Genomic DNA, 18,880 nt, shown 5'->3' on the forward strand with positions numbered 1-18,880 from the left:
TAATACAATAATCTTAGAATAAAGGAGGAGATCGCCATGACTAAAAAGATAGAGTTCTTTTATGTAGATGCTTTCACAACAGAAACTTTTGGAGGGAATCCGGCAGGCGTTATACCGAATGCTGAAAACTTAACAGACGAGGACATGCAAAAAATAGCGAATGAATTAAACCTTTCGGAGACGGCCTTTCTTTTACCGACATCGAATGCTGATGCCAATTATAAAATAAGGTATTTTACACCAACCAAAGAGGTTGATTTTTGCGGTCATGCCACATTAGGTACAGCATGGTTAATGGCTACTAAGTACAATTGGATTGATAAGGACGATAAAATAGTCTTTGAATCCAATATTGGCCTAATTCCCGTAAAATGGCTGATGGAAAATAATCAATTAACGCGAGTATCTATGACTCAAGTACGTCCCAAAGTAAAAAGTATCGACATTAGCCCAGCAGTTGTTGCGAATCTTGTAGGTATACATGAAACAGACATTGATGATAGATATCCAATAAAAATAGCGAATACAGGTGTCCCACATCTGATGGTTCCAGTGAATACCCGTCAAGCAATTGACCAAGCAGAGCCTAACTTAAACGAGCTTAAAAAGATGAACAATGATTTTAACATTTCAACCACTCACCTCTTTACCTTTGACACAAATGGGCAATTTGATATTTACACAAGAGATTTTTGCCCCAATATAGGAATTGATGAAGATCCAGTTACAGGTGCGGCAAACGGTGCATTAGGCGGTTATTTATATCTTGAGAATATACTAGCTCAACAAGAAAGACATCAATTAATGATTGGTCAAGGACATACGATCAATAGACCAGGGATTCTTTATGTAACGATTACACCTGATGCCGAGACCGCTGTTATTGAAGTAGCAGGAGCAGCAGTTGTTTCCATTGAGGGGATAATATTTGTATAAAGAGCACTATATAATTAAATTACTGAATTTTTAGTATTTAATTTTTAAAGAGAATAAGCTTCTCTAAATGCTTCGCTTTTTGCGCATTTAGAGAAGTTTTATTTTTGGTGGAAACAGCCATTTTAAAGTCAAAGCAGGTACCTCAAACCATTACCAATCATATCAATGTGGTACTACTATAACTCTCCACAATTTATTTCTAGACCCATCTCGAACAAAAAGTACACTTCATGATAAAGCTTAAACTTTTTGTTGCTAAGGTTTGATCAAATTGATATATATAAAAGAAAAGAGCGTGTTTTGGAAATAAGTTTGATCCAAACACGCTTTAACTTTACATAATTTCACCACAGCTAGAGCGTCTCATCCAATTTCTGAATTTTGGAGTGGGACATTAAATAGACATTACCTAAAATGTCGATGTTACCTCCCTTTACACGTACAGCGCAATCCTTGTTCGACGCATAAATATTTATTTCTTCCGATAAAGCAGACAGCTCGTATTGCACCAACTCCATGTTATTTTCAAGATCAAAATGTGACAGGACGGAAAAATTGTCAAGACCGATTCCATCGTATAAAGTGCTTTTTTCAACTGGATAGCCAAAGTTTTTTGAGCATAGCCACTTAGTGGACATATTGATGGCTCCAGCACTTGCTCCCATTACAACAGCCCTGCTTTTTTTAATCAAATCTAACAATTCATAGTCTATCAAAAATCGATTCTGTTTAAGAGTATCTCCACCTAACAAGAAAATAGCTGACGCATTTTGAATTATGGTTTGGGCATCTTCCTTCTGTACGTAATCATTAATTAAATGATAGTCTTCAAATATAATACCGGCCTGGTCAAGCCACGAACGTTCAGTGGTACCATTATCTTCATATAAAAGTGGATTCGAGCTAATCATAGCAAGCGATTTTCTATCAGTTATATCCTCCTGTAACGCCTTGCCTAGATTCTCTGGAAAAAAATCATTAAACCAACCTAAATAATAGTGTGTTTTCATATGTACCTCCGTTACTCATTCTGTTTCTTGCCACTCACACAATACGCTCAATATGATCTGCTTGTGGTACTAATAGTAATGATTGTGAATTAATATTATCAAATTATTCCAAATAATACATTCTCAGTTATCCGCTTCATAGGTACATCTACTATAATTCTTTGAAGCAAATATGGGATTGGAAATCCGCCAACTTGCCATCCCCCTCACTAACAATTTTAGCTAAAAAAGCTGGCTATGACAGCCTCTCACTTTAAACTACCTTATGTTTAATTAGATAATCGTCCGTTATACCATGCCAGTGCTTTCGTTCTATTTGTTTAGCAAAATAATCTTTCGCAACTATGTATGACTTCATGTTATGAGGGAATTGTTGTGCTAATCTTTCCTTTAAATCTCCATAAAGCTTCATTTCATCAGGATGTGATGTTAAATAATTCCGAAATGCCAGATGCCTTGTGATTTCACTGCTTCCAACCTGATAGAAATGAGCGTGATGCGTGCTGTCCCTACCTTTTTGAAAGTATCTACGCTGTGCTATACATTTTCCCCTTTAGCAGCATTCCCAATTTTTCGCATCTCCAAATTGAATGTATCAACTAGATTAAAATCTTTCACAACAGGCATCATGTCTATGATTGGTTTAGCCCTTAACCCAGGAACAGAGGTACTACCTATATGATAGATATCTATGATTTCTAAATATAAAATTCAGTTTTTCAGCCTCTTCCATAAACAGTTGAAGCCATTGCTCATCGTACAAGCTGACAACTAGTTTTTGCAAAGTATTTCCTACTAATCACTTCATTAACCGATATTTTATAATGTTCGTGTTTTACGAAAAAGTACACGTGTCCAGCCGATGAACAATTCGCATTTCATCACTAAAAACACGAACAATTATTAAATATAGCATTATTAACGTACGTTTTTTTATTATCTTCACAGTTTTAGTAGTTAAGCATTTAAATGATCTTTTAAGAATTGTATAAAAGGTTGCTCAATTAAATCGGATTTCCGCGAGCAAATAAATAAACTTTGCTGAATATTTGCCTGCTCAATATACACTTGAGCTAATTTTCCACTTGTTATACTTTCAGACACACTGTAGGACGGAGCTAAAGTCATACCGTAACCTGACTCCACTACTTTAATGGATTCATGCAAGCCCTGCATTTGAAGTCCTAGTTTAGGTAATGGAGCATTGAACGTGTAAAAAATGGACTCCAATAAATCGAGTGTCGAGCTTCCTCGTTCTCGATATATAAAATCTTCGTTCGATAATTCATACATGGTGACCGTTTGATTAGCTAAAGGATTTGTAATAAAAGGACGTTTATCTTTGAAAAAATACTTTTCTATCATGATAGTTTCTTGCTTAGGAGGTGTCTTGGGTGCAATATTTGCAATCCTCTTATCGGAGCGAATTATGAACGTGGTTGCTTGTATAAGCTTAATTTTCGCATTTATAATGGTTCTTCGCAGTAATAAATGGATTGTAAAAGATGTCAAGAAAAAAGATGTCAAGAAAACAGAGGAACAACGTATTAACAAGCTTGTTCCATTTGCAATTTCAATGTATGACGGAGGTTTTGGACCAGGCTCAGCACTTATGAATATAACCTATTTCTAAAAAAAACAACACCATTATTTAAAAGCAGTGGAATTAACAAGAATGATTTCGTTATCAAGCTGTACAGGCGCTTTCCTCTTTTATTACTTTACTGGCATTTTCAATTGGGGCATTGCTATTCCTGTTTCGCTTGGCTCAATTGCTGGCTCTTTCTTAGGCTTAAAGATTATTCCCCACATCCAAACAAAATGGATTCAAATTATATTACCCATCATTTTTTTATTCTTAATTGTTCAAGTTGTGACGGATTTAATACAATAAATTTACAAGTCCTACCCTTTATATCCAAATTTAAGGACATAAAAGGCAGGACTGCCATCATGAATAAAATTTTAATACAATCACAGTACCTTCTCCAGGAATACTAGAAGCAGCTATTTCCCCTCCATGGGCTACTGTTAGTTGTTTAGCGATGCTCATGCCCAACCCCGAACCACTTGTATTTTCCTCTGAATTCGTACCACGATAGTAGCGTTCAAATAGTTGATCTAACGTGGAGGAATCCATTCCAATACCATTATCCTGAATACGAACAGTGAAGTAATGATCGTTTTCCTTCTGCACAATAATAGCAATTTTCGTATTTGTCGGATTATGCTTAATAGCATTAGAAATCATATTATCAATAATACGCGTAAACCATTTCATATCAAGAGGGTATGATATCGGCTCTTCAGAAGCATGAAATGAAATATCATAAGAAGTAAATTGCGGATCATTTATAAAATGAATAACTGCTCTTCGAATGACTTCGTTTACTTCTTGCGTTTGACGAACCATGGGCAATGCATTGTTTTTTAGGCGATACGTTAAGCTTAAATCATCGATTAATTCAGACATAAAGGTTGATTTTTCACGTAATGTTTTCCCAATCTGCTGAAACTCTTCTTGTGCCCAATTGTAGGGGGCTGATTCAAGGACATGCGCATAACCATTTATAGAAGATAAAGGTGTTTTCAAATCATGAGAGACACCAACAATCCACTCTTCGCGAGTTTGTTCAATTTGGTTGCGAAGCTTTTCGTTCTGCATGAGCTGCTGGTTCAAATCATTCAAGGAATCATTAATTTCTCGAAATAAACGGAAGGACCGCTTCTTCTTGCCACGACGATTTAGTGACCTATCTTTTTTCTTAGCCTCTTGCTCATGATAATTACCATCCGCCAAACGTTGAATAAAGTTAACAATATAGAGAACGGGTTGTCCAAATCGTTTACCGTACCAAAACGCTGTGGCGATGATGAATAGAATAAGGGCTACTCCATATAGAAGAAATGCTTTTCCTAAATAGGTATTATGCTTACCTTCCTCCACCTTTACTGCAGCGGATGGTACTTCAATGACCCATGTTTGCTGTTTATCTGCATCAAAATATATATATTGGCTGCCATTATTTCTGAGATGATCAGCCTCATCCCCAAGTAAATGATCGAGTGAAAGTTTTGCTTCAGGATTTTTCACATGCCCGTATTGTTGGCTGATCTCCCCATTCGCTGAATAAATAGCTAGCGTACCATGCGCTTCTTCCAATAGCCGCTCCCCTTGCTGAGAAAGGCGCTTTCCATCCCATTCAAATGGAAGTTTTTCTGCTAGCTGTCGTGCAGGGCATTTTTGACCAACTACAACAAAATAGGTTTGTCCACCTTTCTCCTCCTGGCTAATAATGAGCTCGTATGGGAACGCGATGCTTTTTTGCCAAAAGGCTATTAATTGACCAGGTACGTAGTGCGTTGGAACATCAGATGGTAGTTTGGAAGAGGCCAACATATTTCCGTGAGCATCGATTATTTGTAGCCATTCCTCACGCTTTTCTATTTCAGCAATTTTGTTAGCATCTAACGACACATGGTCATTTTCAATTGAAAATATTTGCCTTAATGTACTATTGCTACTACTTGATATATGCTGTGTTTCAGGTGTATTTTCTAACTGTAATCCAACATACACTAAAAAAATGATGGTACCTATTGCTAAAGCCACTAATACAAAAACAATTTGTGAAATAAAGGTAAAGGCAAGTCGACGACTAATTCGATTCATACCAATCCCTCTTTTTGAATTAATTTATAGCCTAGCCCTCTAATGGTTAATAACAATTCAGGTTCCTTCGGGTCCTTTTCTATCCTCTCACGTATACGGCCAATATGTACGGTAACCGTATTATCATCCCCAAAGCTATGATCACCCCAGACAGCTTCATATAACTGACTTTTCGTGAAAATTTGATTGGGATGCTTACAAAAAAAGAGTAGTAATTGATAGACCTGAGCGGGACAAGAAATGACTTGTCCATCCACTATTAATTCCCCTGCACGCTCATTCACCTGGAATCGGCCAAAATCGTAAATGAACGTATTTGAAGATATGTGCTGTGGCCTTTCCTCCTCATATAATTTAACGCGGCGTAGTTGTGCTTTCATTCGAGCGACTATTTCTAATGGGTTAAATGGTTTTGTAATATAATCATCCCCGCCCATCGCAAAGCCTGTTAATTTTTCTAAGTCTGAGTTTTTTGCTGTAATAAATAAAATCGGGGCATCTGTTGTCTCCCTAATAAATGGACAAATATCAAAGCCACTCCTATCTGGCAGCATGACATCCAATAAAATCATGTCGTATGGCTTCTTATTACACGCATTTAACGCTTCTTGAGCAGTACTTGCACGATCAATTTGTCGAAAGCCCTCTTTCGTTAAAACCATTTGTAGCATATCCAAAATGGCTGATTCATCATCAACAAGTAAAATGGCCACATCTTGTAAATTCATATTTAAATTCTGTCCTTTCCCGTCTAACATGGAATTCATTTTAACATGTTTTTTCCAATGAATAATACTGCTAGTTTGTCACTACTACAAAGCGAATATAAACAGAACATAAACAGCGCTTATAAAAGTTTATTAACACGTCATCTACCGTTTTGGCTTACGTAAAAATCAGCCTATATACTCTAGAGAGTGTTAAAAATATATTTCTATTATGGAGGAACCACTATGATTGCTATTTGGAAAAAGGAGTTTATTCAATCATTTCGCAGTATCTTTTCACTTATAACGATTGGCATTTTTATTGCCGTCTCCTATTATTTATCTGATTTTGTCACAAATAGCAGTCTCCTTACTGGCATTAAATTTGCTGAGGCTGGCTATGTAAGTGGACTGGTATTTCTAATTTATATAATGGGCTTTTTATTTATCTTTTCGTTATTTCACGACACCATTAATAGGGAAACAGAAAGTAGGACAATTCGGTTCCTAGTCACCAAAACATCCCGATCTTCTATTATTGTAGGCAAATTATTAGGAATTTTTTCATACTGGTTTATTTGCTTATTAGCGTCATTCAGTATAATCGCATTCTTTTCTCATGAATTTTATATTAAAACATTCGGTAGCTTATTTGTGATGCTAGCGTACATCGTATCATTATGTGTGCTACTATCCTGTCTCATTCCTAAGCGATCGATGTCCATGTTTATTGGATTACTAATTAGTATGGCTATTCCTACATTCGGTTTATGGAGCCTTTTTTCAGAAAAACTGTGGTTAAAAATCATTAAATATATGACTCCGTATCATTATATGCTTGAGGGCGGAACATGGGGATGGCTCGTTGTTCTGTTATTTGCAGCTATTATGGTAGGAGTCTCGATACTTAGTCTTCATAGGAGGGATTTGTAATGACCGTAATTGAAACAATGGATTTAAAAAAATCCTATCACAAGCATTTAGTCGTACGGGGCATCGATTTACAAGTACAGGAGGGAGAAATCTTTGGCTTCTTAGGAAGAAACGGTGCAGGGAAAACAACTTTCATTAATATGCTTACAGGGATTGTTCTTCCAACAAGTGGGCAATTTCGAATTTTAGGAGTACCTAACAATCAGCTTGATCGTGTGAAACACAAAGTGGGTGTTCTACCAGACTATACCGAGTTTTATGGCAATGATACAGCTCTGGAACATCTTCAATTTTTTGCAAAATTACAAAAGCACAAGGTAACTAAACAACAATGTGTAGATTTATTAGAGCAGGTAGGCTTAAAGAATGCGGTACATGTTAAAACAAAAAAATTCTCGTTCGGGATGAAAAAGAAGCTAGGCGTCGCTCAGGCTGTCATCGGAAATCCAGATTTAATTTTCCTAGATGAGCCTACTTCGGGGATGGACCCGGAATCTGCGTTAGAGATGCAAAAATTCATACGAACATTAGCCAGTCAAAACAAAACTATTTTTATGACATCTCATAATTTAAATGAAGTGGAAAAGCTATGCAGCCGGATTGCTATTATGAAAAACGGCATTATTTCAGGTCTAGGAACCATCGATCAATTACAAAAGCAATTTCAGACAACGATTGAAACAACGATTAAGCTCTTACCTAAAAATGACACGTTGTACCGTCATGCTCGCGAAGAAATCGAAGCTTGGACGACGATTAACTATTCGGATAATCAACACATTACTGTGGCAATACGCGATGAATCTGATATTGCTAGCATTGTGCATTCCTTATGTAAATTTGATACAGACATTTTTGATATTCAAACAAATCGACCTTCATTAGAAGAGATATTTATGAATGACTAACAATACGTAAGCAACTACTTTAAAAGAGTTGCTTACGTATTCGTTCTTTCGGTATTTTCTCGTTAAACCATTAATGGAGTCCAGCAAAGCAGTACATGATTGTAAAGATCAGCATAAAGGTTAAAACTGCTCCTAGTACATTTTGATTATACGTATTTTTTCCATTTATTAGTTTCTTCAAAAAAGTAGTGAAATTTAAAAAATATAAAACTCCTAATACTGGTATGACAAACAACAGTATAAATAACATAACGTACTCCCCCTTATTTTTCATTATATTAAGTAACAAGAATTGCTTACACAAAATAATTAAATAAGCGACATCTTTAGCTTAATAAAAAACGGTCCCATACCTTTTCATCCACCCAGAAAAATCCTTCGTGCGAGCAAGCTGCTAATAAACATTGTTCATCTTCATAAAACATTAAATCCTCTGGTAATTCTAGCGTAATCCAACCAAAAAGTGAGACGCTACGCTCCTTCAAAAATTGAGCAGTCGTACCGTTTAATAGAAAATAATAAACAAATGCCGTATTTCGCCAAGCGTTGTCGTCTCCCATTCATTTTGAACCTTCCTTTCGATAAGCTGACTTTTAATAGGAATGCCCTATAAAAAAAGAGCTGCGGGTAGCAACTCCATGATTTTGAATGAAAACCAGCGTAGAAAGCACTAAGTGATTATTTCCTACCCTCTGCTTGTCATATCGAATGGATGCAAAATCATAAAAGCTAATGTTGATTAATTCCTGCATCCATTTGTTCTATTAAGAATGTGTAACGATCCTCTCATTTGCGAATATCAATTATCTATCCAGTTCCTAAATTTTAGACCTAAAGGTTTTATCGTTTCTTTATTTGTCGCGATGACCTCACAACCTCTATCATCATAAATAAACAAGATAACATTTTTCGTCAAATTAATAAAAAATACATCTGGATAGCTATAGCCTGTACCAAATTTAGGCTTTAAGTGGAAATCTTCATTACAAGTTGCTTGGATAAGTAATACATAGTGAATATCTTGTTTGCGGTACTTTAAGGAAAATTGTGAAATATAAACATCCTCATCATCCAATACATACGGCAAGGTTTGTTGTTTTAAATGGTATTTTAACTCTTTATTTTTTATATAACGATTATAAACCTTTATGCGCTTTTTCTTACTTTCAGCAGGCTTATACTGATAAACATTTGTCACAAGTAAAATCTCATCTGAATACGAAAAAATTTCGTTGAAAACGGCCAAAGCTTGATGGTATACATAATGAAACCTTGCTAGATTTAGACGGCCATTATCTTTCCATTGATAAAATCCAGCCCCGAACTCAATGTGAATACCAATATCCCATTGCTGATAAAGACTAGGAGTTAGTGTGAGTCCAGGAAAAGTCTTATTTAAATACTGTTCTACATCTATCGTCATTCACTCAAATCTTCCTTTAGTTTTCATTCAATATTACACCTTCCCACATCATCTAGCATAAAATTCAAATAACTAGGTCACATTTTTATACTCATGATAATACATAGAATACAAATCATTTAGTGTCACTTTTCCGAATGCAAAATCCACTACATTTCTCTCTACTAAAAAAGATGTAAGTGAACCTAATAAAGCGGCTTCAGAGCTTGGTAAATGAATTAATGTTATACCATTTGTAAGTGTTTGCAGCTTTATGTTTGGAAACAGCTCGGACAGTTGTTTTTCAGTTGCACTCTCCATATTGTTCACGCGAATCGTTTTAATATGCGCTTGACTGAAGCCTTCTATTATTTGATTCGTATCCACTAGTTTTCCTTCGTTGAACAAGAAAATTCGATCTGCATATTTCTCTAAATTATCGAGTAAATGTGAGGCAATAATAATAACCTTTCCCTCCGCCTTTTTCTCTACTAATATCTTCGAAATAATTTCCACATTATTTGGATCAAGTCCGTTCATCACCTCGTCCATCATCATAATGTCCGTATCCGTAACTATTTGCATAGCAAAGCATAGTCGCTGACGCATACCGAGGGAATACGTGCCTGTTTTTTTATTTACATAATGCCCCATATTCAATATTTCAATGGTTTCATCTATAAGTTTTAAATCAGATTGCCACATTGTTGCAAACATTTTTAAATGTTCGCGCCCGCTTAAGTGATTATACAAGTCACTTTGGTCTGGCATCATCGACACAAAACTATGAATTTTTACTTCATTTGATTTATTCGAATAGCATAGTCCATCTTTAAATACTACTTTCCCTTTCATAGGCTTTACATAATTCATCAACACATTCATAAATGTGGATTTTCCTGTTCCATTTGGTGCAACAAGTCCAATCATTTCTCCTTGCTCAAATGTCATTGAAATATCATGTAACACTGTTTTTTTCGCAAATTGCACAGTAATTTTTTGAATATCAATCATCTGTGTCCCCCCTATTTAATTAGCTTATAACGTCTATTCATAACAGTAAGCAGCATGAATAACATGACGACTACAGCTAAGACAAGTAACAACTGTACGCCTAAATTGAAATCTAAAAAATCATTCATATAATAAAAATTTCGTTGTTTTGAAACAATTTGTCCGACTTGAATGTAAGAAGTTGGGTAGATTTGAATATCCCAAAAGTAACCAACATATCGGCTGAAATAAAACTTCTCCCCAAAAATAAGGAGTAAGCCGATGGCGAAATTCATCATCTCGTTACGGAATAGGATACTGCACAATAGCACTACGTTGATGATGACCATAAACCAAGTTAAAAGCAGAATGAGGGTTTGTCCTAAAAACATCCCTAAAGTCATCGGTTCAAATTTACCTTCCTGACGCCAATCGAGATGAGGAGCATACATTGGTGATGGTAAATTGAAATTTCCAAAGCCGGATTGTAAGCCTATAATAATGAGCCCAGCTATAAGGGGTACAAATAATACTAAACTCCCTAGTAGGACAACAACCATTTTCACTAATAGCTTTTTCCAATCGCTAATTGGAAATCCTTTGATAATGGATGGATGACGGCGATCCTTTGTGACGATATCAATGGCTAAAAGTAGTACACACACAATTAAAATAACAGGTAGTAATCCCTTTAATAAACGCTCGAACGTTTGAAGCGCTGTCCGCTGTTCGAAAATTTCCGTTGATAATTCATACTTTGCGTTCGCATACGTATCATAACGGGCTGCCTGCTCTAAATAAGCATAAAAGGCATCATCTTCTGCATAATCATTTTTTTTTATAAAATACTTTGAGTTATAGGAGAATGAATCACTTTTGTATGTAATGGCATTCGTAAAGTAGTACCAATCACGCGTTACCTCTGCATATTTTTTTAGATCCCCCTCATCTAATGCTTCTAATCTCGCTTTATCTATTGGATTAATTTGCTTAAATATATCAATTGCAAAGATGATGGACGGATGTAGTCTATATATATTTTGACCTTCCATCGAATCTAAAAATTCCTGCCGTGTTAAATAGCGAGCCTCAATTTCTTCATATTCAACTTGTTCAATCGGATTATATGCGGGTGCTATTTTAAACACATAAAAGAAGGTTGCAAAAGCAAGCAAAAAATAGATGGCTACGTTTTTCTTATTCGTAAAAAATTGTTTGAATTCAAATTTGAAATAACTCCACATGCTAATGAGTACCTCCCCTATGCCCGTTTGATTTTGCCTGTTGAGAAAAACGTTTTAATAGCGAATAACATTAAAATAATACAAATAAACAATATAAATAATCCTAGATTCATCGTAATATCAACAGGCTGTGCTAAATCTACTGGTACGCCTCGTAAAATATCATTGAAGTTCATGAAATTGAAAGGATTATAAGGAAATACACTAATTAAAGATGGGAAAATCATCGGTAAAAAGAACAAGATAAAGTGTACGAATAATGTTAAATACATATTTTTCAGTAATACATTTAATATAATCGACAGCAGCATGACGAAAATGGAGATGACGAACATATAGCCAAGGCTCATCGCGATATATTGGACAGAAGAGATTAATACAGCATCTCCTACGTAAATTCCTACAGGATCCAGTGGGTTACCAAGTCCATGTACGATCCACAAAGGACTAGCGCAAATAAAAATGAGTAAAAAGCTTGTTAGGATGGTTAACAAAGAAATCATACATTTAGATAAAATATAGGAATCAAAACGAACAGGGAAGCCTTGAATTAAACTAGAATGCTCAAAATCATCTAGCAAAATAGAACTTGTTTGGAAGCTAATAAATATGTACCAGCCCGCACCTACGTAACTAAAGAAAAATAATAAGAAAGGTATGTATTGAAATAAGTCGGTTATTGTATCCCTTCCCGCATCATTCATCCATTTAAAATAAAGATAGTCCATCGAATTTTGTAATTTAGAGGGTAATAATTCTGCGATATCTTGGTATCCTTCTAATTGGAATGCCTCTTGTCGTAATTCAGCAAGCTGAAGTGAAGCCTCATAATACATGGATTGTCTGTCCATCGTTAATGTGGCTATTTGCAAAGCAATCTTACTTTTTTGCTTCGTTAAATTTTTAAATATGTCGCTACCATCACCTGTTTCTGAAGCATCCTTCACTTGAAACTTTGATAGTATAGCCTGTGTTGAATAATAATCACCCTTTTTCTCAATAAGCTGATTACCAACGGCTTGCGCCTTTATATAAAACATAAAGCCAAAAACGATCATTACAACAGCAATTAGTGCAACTAAATTTCTTCGATTCGCTCGCTCAATCACTAGACCTACTTTTAACGCTTTTAACACTGGCATCCTCCTCGCCTTTAATTGTGAAAGTCTTTAGAATACTATGATAATGCTTCGTGGATATTTTTTCAATTTTTTGTATTTTAAAGGTTGTGAATAGTACGAATAAAAAGACGGCTATTTATTGGATGGATAGCAAATGAAACTATAAAATTTAGTTACTTTATAATAGCTGAACTCTTTAACCATTCTAAGTATTTTTCTTGTTGTGTATTTCTAGATTGTTATTTTAGTAGTAATGAGCAAGTGTGTGCTGCTTTTAAAACAGATTTTAATGTAACTGGTACATTTATAAACGACATAAATAAAAGGACTGCTTTTGACAGTCCTCAATGGATCAATTATTAATAAGACATCTAAAAATGGCAGTTCAACTACCATTCTTACTCTGAGTTGAATCAATAACTAAAAAATAAATGCATTCATAATCCGTCTCATTGATAAATCTATGCTCCGTATTTGCCTCAAAAAAGAATGAATCCCCCTCATTTAATTGCTCGTTATAAGCCCCTTTTGATAGTTCCACGTTTAAGCTACCTTTTTCCACATATATGTATTCTTTTACTCCAGATTGATGGGCTGGGAATATTCCAGATTCTGAAAGGGGTGAAATTACATTTTTGACAAATTCAATTCCTCTTGACGGAAAGGACGGAGACAATAAATGCCTCTGAAAACCAGAGCTTTCATCAAAGTACACGGGCCTATTTTCTTTTCTTATCACTACTATTTCTCTAGTTTCTTGCGAATCTAATAATGCCGATAAAGTGGTATTTAAAGCCTCCGCAATCTGACAAGCTACAGTAATTGTTGGGTTTTTTCCGCCACGTTCAATTTGGGATAGCATAGATGTACTCACTTTACTCAACGCTGAAAGCTCCTGTAAACTCATGCCTCTTTTTTTTCTAATAAAATTTACTTGTTTTCCAAATTCCATTAGTATTTCTCCATTCTTTAATTTAAATGAGTTAAAATTCAAAAAACTCTTCCCTTTTACGGATTTTAACGTAAAATAATACACTATAGAACAAAAAAATACACTATAGGAAAATATCATAAAATCAAAGGGAGTGATTTAATTGTTAAAATTTTTACTTGCTATCCTACCTTTAATTAGTATTATGTTTATGATTTTTGTTTTGAAAAAGTCTTCCATCTTTACTGGAATAGTAGCCTGTTTTTTAACAGCGGCTATTGCACTATCCCCTTTCTTTCATAGTAGCATATTTGATTTAACAGAACCGATCATGAAAAGCTCGCTAACTACGTCCGTTATCGCCTATATATTATTTTTCGGTATTTTTTTGTTTCACTTAATGGATAAAGCGGGAGCCATTGATGGAATAGCTTCCTCTATTACTAAAGCTACCGATGATAAGATTTTTCAAATTCTCATTTTAGCATTAGGACTATCCCCATTAATTGAATCTGTTAGTGGCTTTGGTTTGGCAGTCATTGTCATAGCTCCTTTACTTATTGCATTAGGATTTAGTCCAATGAAGTCATCTCTTATTGCCTTAATTAGTTTATGTATCATTCCTTGGGGAACTCTCGCCATGGGAACAATAATCGGGGCAACATTAGGTAATGTAGATTTAGATAAAATGGGGATGGGCAGTGCTATAATGTGTTTACCCATTTATATTTACTATGCCCTATTAGTAGTTTACATAGGAGTAGGCTTTAGAGCTTTGAAGAAAAGGCTATTCACCGTATTATTTGTAGGATTTATATTAGGGGCTTCTGTTTGGGTATGCAATAGATTTGTGAGTGTAGAGCTTGCAGGATTATTTGGATCTTTAACGGTCATCTCCGTTATTTTTTTGATGATTAAAAAAAGGAATACAACGCATGGGACGGCTTCACTAGAAAAAGGATCAAATACAATTAAAAATATAACACCCTATTTACTGTTAATAGTCCTTTTATTTATCTCAAGAATGGTTATTCCTCTAAAAAATTATTTATCAAGGACATTCCTATTAACGATTGAAAAATATAATTTTGAACTATCCATTTTGTATTCTCCTGGCTTTTTTCTATGTATCGTGTGTATTTTCACTATTTTCTTCTATCGACTACAGGTTTTAGAAATAAGTGAAAGTATTATGTCGACTTTCAAAAAATGCTATCCAGTTATCATAACAACTTTTTTGTATGTAGTTGTTTCTGAGATCATGTCCGAGGCAAAAATGATTCAGTTACTTTCTTTACTAGCGGCACAATCCTTTGGTCAGTTCTATGTTTTTGTTTCACCTTTAATCGGTGCAATTGGTGGCTTTTTAACAGGAAGTAACACCGCTTCAAATACGATGTTCATTAGATTACAAACAGAAACAGCCCTACATATAGGAATGTCTCCTATTCTAGTGGCATGTTCGCAAAATGTAAGTTCTTCGTTAATGACAATGGTCAATCCTTCGAGGGTAGCTTTAAGCTGTTCGGTATGTAAAATAAGTACGGATGAAAATGAAATCCAAAAAAAGATACTTTTTGTAGGTTTAGGAACTTTGACTATTATTTTAATTGAATTATTCCTGTTTTTCATATTCCGATAACATGATAAGAATCCACTTTGAAAGTGGATTCTAGTTAAAAATCTTCATCATTTTCTATCTAAGTTAAAAAGAAAATTCATAGCCAGTAAAATGAAACATATTTCGGAACCCTATTTTTTCTGCAATTGCAATAGAAGGCTTGTTCATATCCATACAATCCCAATAGGCAATCCAATTATTCTTTAAACATTCTTGAACATAATGGTGTGAGAGTGTTTGAGCTAAGTTTTTTCCTTGGTGAGCCTCTATCGTTTCGATATCTATGCCATGTACATTTGCAGCAACAAAGCCTGAAATACATGTACTCACAATCTCTTGTCGATGAATGATACAATAGCCCATGCCCTTGCTGAGGAAAATATCAGTTGAAGACTAAAACGCTTCTATTTTGGATTGCAAAAAAACGATGTTATGGATTGAGTGATCCTTATTGTCAAGAAGTGAAGCAGAGATTTTACATAGTTCATATTCATGATTCACTATTGGTACAGTGTCCCCTTTATAATCACCCTGCTGTAAAGTGTAAACTCTTTGAAGCCAGCTCCCTAAATGGTGATGTTCAAAAACGCTTGCAATAATAGGATTCCATTTTTCATGATTGCCAACGCCTTCAAACCATTTTAGTTGCACTTTTTTTGCTGCTGGAATAATTATATTGTCAATGAAATCGTTTAATTCATTTTTAAATTCCTCATTTTGCTCACTTCCAAAAAATATAAATCCATCATTATTACCTAACCAAATTAGTCCAGATGGATGATGGATTATCACGGTTATCTACTCTATTATTTATCTTCCACCACTAACATTTATAATCTCACCTAGAATATAGTTGGCGGCATCCGAAGAAAGGAAGGCAATAACTTCTGCTACTTCTCTAGCTGTTGCAGCCCGTTTAATAGGTACAGTAGTAGACAGCCGCTCAAGACGATGATCGCCAGGAGCGAATTTATCGTGAAAAGGTGTCTCTACTATTCCAGGCGCTACCCCGTTCACAATAATTCCATAGTCAATTAGCTCTCTGGACATGCCAATGGTCATTGTATTTATGGCCCCTTTTGCAGATGCGTAATGGATACTTTCCCCTGCCCCTCCAATTCGTGCAGCCGCTGAAGAGACATTGATGATTTTTCCGGATTTTACGGGAATCATATATGTTAATACAGCTTGGGAGCATAGGAGAACACTAGTGACATTTAATTGAAACGTTTCCTCCCAAAGCTCCTCACTCATATCCATAAATGTACTTTGGCGGATGCCACCACCTGCGTTATTCACTAACACATCAATTGTGCCAAAGGAGGAAATAGCTTGTTCAACCATTGTAATTACTTCTTCTCTATTCTTAACATTAGCTTGAATGGCAATCGCCTCTCCAGCCTTTTCATGAATACGTTGGACAGCCTCCACGGCCCCCTTCATATTTGTATGATAATGAATAATTACTTTAGCGCCCTGAGCCGCCAATAACTCGGCGGTAGCAAGCCCAATACCTGAGCTCGCGCCTGTGATGAGAATAACCTTGCCAGATAAGTTATGCATAGCCTCTCTCCTAATAAAAATATTTTTACATAATTATACATCTTTTAAAGAAGGTGTCTCTGTATAATTTGCCAAAATAATTATCACTCTTTTGTATTTGGATTTGACATTAATTCCTTGCTTATCATTTTGATGTCTTGTGAAAAAGATTTTACTTGAAAGGCATCTGAATAAGTTTTAAGGTCTGAGGATGCAACTACTTGTCGCAGTTTTTCTTCATAGGTTTGTACAAGATCATCAAACGTCGGACTTTTCAATTTCAACGCTTTGGCAATCCCTTGTATGATTTTCACTCGATAATAATCCTCTTTTGGCATTCGAGGAACATCCCATTCGCCATTTTGATTAATAAAAATCCTCCTAAGAGGCACTGTTGAGAAATCAAAGTATTTTCCATCTTGATCTGGTTTAGAGAATGGATCAATTAACAAAGAGGCATAACGAATATAGAGCAAATATTCTTGATGGATGGGCTCCAGCTGATTAAAATTCTCTATTTCCTGTCTATCAATACTTTCCGGATGCACAGGATAATTATCATCCACCATAAACTTTAATAGATTAAGAGGTTGAATATGAAAATAATTCACAACTGCCATCATTTCTTTCCAATAATTTAGCATAAGACGGATTGTTGTATACGTGATAGGACCCTCAGGATAAAGTTTATACACATATTTTCGCGTGTTTTGTTCATCAAATATGGCTTGTAATGAAAAATGATTCATTAATAAAGGAGGATGTACATATAAAGAGATATTTCTTGTTTCTGCTTCGAGCGGAGATGGTACTTTTTTTAATTGAATTCCCAAACGATTAAATAATGTACAAAGTTCATCTATTATTTCTGATGTTGCTTGAGTGGATCCGATGTAAACCGTTTTCTTTACCCCTGTTGTCACAACTTTATTGGAAGGAATGTCATCCAACCATCTAGTATCTCCATAATAAGTTGAAAAACTAATGACCTCAGCATGTGGAGATACATTCTTTAAGAAATTGGTAATTAAATGACTAGAGCCGAACGTTGGTGAAATTAATATAAAGCAATTAACTTCTCTCAAGACTTTGATATCTATTTGTTCTAATACAGTAATATAGGAATCTGAAGTAACGCTTAGTACAACTGTATCCCAATTACCGTATATTGTATGGTACCCTTTAAATAATCCATCAATTGTACATTCTCCTGCAACAGATTGATGTTGTGTATTTTGAATAGAAACCTGAAGTGCAAGCTGATGTTGAACGATAGTTTCAAAGAAAATTTTAGAACGTATAGATTCACGACCTGCAATGGCTACTTTACTATTAAGATGACTTTTAAAATTTACAGCTAATTGAATGGCTGTTGGTCCTGTTCCTAATATCAACACACTATTAAAATATGTCATACCTTTCTCCTCATCTATAAAAAGTCATTGTTCTTTTTGATCCTCATTATTCATTTTGTCTGGTCTACTTCTTACATTGAATCATTAAAAAAGATGGTAGCTCATCTCCATTAAAATTCAATATATGCCGTATCCTTTATGACTATTTCGATGTATCTTTTACTTTAATGTCACAGTATAAATTGTATTTTTATGTCATCTTTGATTTAGCTTTCATTTTGGTAGTGGTTAGAAGATTCTAGAATGGTTTCGCTACTGGACGTCAGAAGCCCTCTCGATAAATTAGAAGCCATAAATGATGTTAGAAAATTGTATAGGCTTACATTATCGATAAAATTAAAAAGGCTATGAATGATCATCATTCATAGCCTTATGCTTATTGAATTAATTGGCTATAGCCAGCAGAGGTCAAAAACGAAATGAATTATTTTTAAAAATTTTTAG

Annotated in this window: 18 protein-coding genes and 2 pseudogenes; 5 read left to right on the forward strand and 15 right to left on the reverse strand. The window is 35.0% G+C overall.

What is annotated here, in order from left to right; genetic code table 11:
- The first annotated feature begins 36 nt into the window (after positions 1 to 36).
- Positions 37 to 936, forward strand: a complete 900-nt coding sequence (locus tag PI85_RS20925) for a PhzF family phenazine biosynthesis protein (RefSeq protein ID WP_036125967.1) — start codon at positions 37 to 39, stop codon at positions 934 to 936.
- 353 nt (positions 937 to 1,289) lie between these two features.
- Here PI85_RS20925 and PI85_RS20930 read toward each other — a convergent pair whose 3' ends face one another.
- From PI85_RS20930 to PI85_RS20935, 4 genes are all read right to left on the reverse strand, one after another.
- Positions 1,290 to 1,946: a Type 1 glutamine amidotransferase-like domain-containing protein gene (locus tag PI85_RS20930; protein ID WP_036125968.1), complete on the reverse strand. Its 657-nt coding sequence runs from the start codon at positions 1,944 to 1,946 to the stop codon at positions 1,290 to 1,292.
- A gap of 253 nt (positions 1,947 to 2,199) precedes the next feature.
- Entirely contained in the window at positions 2,200 to 2,487 is a 288-nt protein-coding gene (locus PI85_RS25290; protein ID WP_338040009.1) for a GrpB family protein, read from the reverse strand.
- On the reverse strand, positions 2,484 to 2,657 hold the full coding sequence (locus tag PI85_RS25295; RefSeq protein ID WP_369794274.1) for a GrpB family protein: 174 nt from the start codon (positions 2,655 to 2,657) through the stop codon (positions 2,484 to 2,486). The genes PI85_RS25290 and PI85_RS25295 overlap by 4 nt, the downstream gene beginning before the upstream one ends.
- Positions 2,658 to 2,903: 246 nt before the next feature.
- Entirely contained in the window at positions 2,904 to 3,311 is a 408-nt protein-coding gene (locus PI85_RS20935; protein ID WP_052323582.1) for a LysR substrate-binding domain-containing protein, read from the reverse strand.
- Here PI85_RS20935 and PI85_RS24940 point away from each other — a divergent pair.
- Positions 3,310 to 3,840, forward strand: a pseudogene (locus PI85_RS24940) (sulfite exporter TauE/SafE family protein). The gene PI85_RS20935 and the pseudogene PI85_RS24940 overlap by 2 nt on opposite strands.
- Positions 3,841 to 3,897: 57 nt before the next feature.
- Here the strand turns inward: PI85_RS24940 and PI85_RS20945 are convergent.
- Both PI85_RS20945 and PI85_RS20950 read right to left on the reverse strand, forming a co-directional pair.
- Positions 3,898 to 5,619 (reverse strand): sensor histidine kinase KdpD, encoded by a 1,722-nt coding sequence (locus PI85_RS20945; protein WP_036125969.1) that lies wholly within the window; start codon positions 5,617 to 5,619, stop codon positions 3,898 to 3,900.
- Positions 5,616 to 6,347: a response regulator transcription factor gene (locus PI85_RS20950; RefSeq protein WP_036127958.1), complete on the reverse strand. Its 732-nt coding sequence runs from the start codon at positions 6,345 to 6,347 to the stop codon at positions 5,616 to 5,618. The genes PI85_RS20945 and PI85_RS20950 overlap by 4 nt, the downstream gene beginning before the upstream one ends.
- Before the next feature lie 225 nt (positions 6,348 to 6,572).
- Between PI85_RS20950 and PI85_RS20955 the strand changes: the two genes are divergently transcribed.
- Both PI85_RS20955 and PI85_RS20960 read left to right on the forward strand, forming a co-directional pair.
- Positions 6,573 to 7,259, forward strand: a complete 687-nt coding sequence (locus tag PI85_RS20955) for an ABC transporter permease (protein WP_036125970.1) — start codon at positions 6,573 to 6,575, stop codon at positions 7,257 to 7,259.
- Positions 7,259 to 8,167 carry an ABC transporter ATP-binding protein gene (locus PI85_RS20960; RefSeq protein ID WP_036125972.1) on the forward strand — a complete coding sequence of 303 codons (909 nt, stop codon included), beginning with the start codon at positions 7,259 to 7,261 and terminating at the stop codon, positions 8,165 to 8,167. The genes PI85_RS20955 and PI85_RS20960 overlap by 1 nt, the downstream gene beginning before the upstream one ends.
- Before the next feature lie 326 nt (positions 8,168 to 8,493).
- On the opposite strand, the gene PI85_RS20970 is transcribed toward PI85_RS20960, so the two are convergent.
- From PI85_RS20970 to PI85_RS20995, 6 genes are all read right to left on the reverse strand, one after another.
- Positions 8,494 to 8,727: a hypothetical protein gene (locus PI85_RS20970; RefSeq protein ID WP_235318524.1), complete on the reverse strand. Its 234-nt coding sequence runs from the start codon at positions 8,725 to 8,727 to the stop codon at positions 8,494 to 8,496.
- A 239-nt stretch (positions 8,728 to 8,966) separates the two neighbouring features.
- Positions 8,967 to 9,590, reverse strand: coding sequence for a DUF3885 domain-containing protein (locus PI85_RS20975; protein WP_052323588.1), 624 nt, complete (start codon positions 9,588 to 9,590; stop codon positions 8,967 to 8,969).
- 72 nt (positions 9,591 to 9,662) lie between these two features.
- Positions 9,663 to 10,583, reverse strand: a complete 921-nt coding sequence (locus PI85_RS20980) for an ABC transporter ATP-binding protein (protein WP_036125976.1) — start codon at positions 10,581 to 10,583, stop codon at positions 9,663 to 9,665.
- Positions 10,584 to 10,594: 11 nt separating this feature from the next.
- On the reverse strand, positions 10,595 to 11,806 hold the full coding sequence (locus PI85_RS20985) for an ABC transporter (protein ID WP_036125979.1): 1,212 nt from the start codon (positions 11,804 to 11,806) through the stop codon (positions 10,595 to 10,597).
- Positions 11,807 to 11,823: 17 nt separating this feature from the next.
- Entirely contained in the window at positions 11,824 to 12,948 is a 1,125-nt protein-coding gene (locus tag PI85_RS20990; RefSeq protein WP_191967697.1) for an ABC transporter, read from the reverse strand.
- A gap of 364 nt (positions 12,949 to 13,312) precedes the next feature.
- Complete coding sequence (locus PI85_RS20995) at positions 13,313 to 13,879, reverse strand: helix-turn-helix domain-containing protein (protein WP_036125982.1); 567 nt, start codon at positions 13,877 to 13,879, stop codon at positions 13,313 to 13,315.
- A 142-nt stretch (positions 13,880 to 14,021) separates the two neighbouring features.
- Between PI85_RS20995 and PI85_RS21000 the strand changes: the two genes are divergently transcribed.
- Entirely contained in the window at positions 14,022 to 15,500 is a 1,479-nt protein-coding gene (locus PI85_RS21000; protein ID WP_036125985.1) for an L-lactate permease, read from the forward strand.
- Positions 15,501 to 15,563: 63 nt separating this feature from the next.
- Here PI85_RS21000 and PI85_RS21005 read toward each other — a convergent pair.
- From PI85_RS21005 to PI85_RS21015, 3 genes and pseudogenes are all read right to left on the reverse strand, one after another.
- Positions 15,564 to 16,271: pseudogene (locus tag PI85_RS21005) on the reverse strand (GNAT family N-acetyltransferase).
- 18 nt (positions 16,272 to 16,289) lie between these two features.
- Positions 16,290 to 17,042, reverse strand: coding sequence for an SDR family NAD(P)-dependent oxidoreductase (locus tag PI85_RS21010; RefSeq protein ID WP_036125987.1), 753 nt, complete (start codon positions 17,040 to 17,042; stop codon positions 16,290 to 16,292).
- Positions 17,043 to 17,125: 83 nt separating this feature from the next.
- A complete protein-coding gene (locus tag PI85_RS21015; protein WP_036125989.1) occupies positions 17,126 to 18,436 on the reverse strand; it encodes an opine metallophore biosynthesis dehydrogenase in 1,311 nt (436 codons plus the stop codon).
- Between the last annotated feature and the right edge of the window lie 444 nt (positions 18,437 to 18,880).

This window comes from Lysinibacillus sp. A1, from assembly GCF_000801965.1.
Taxonomy (GTDB): Bacteria; Bacillota; Bacilli; order Bacillales_A; family Planococcaceae; genus Lysinibacillus; species Lysinibacillus fusiformis.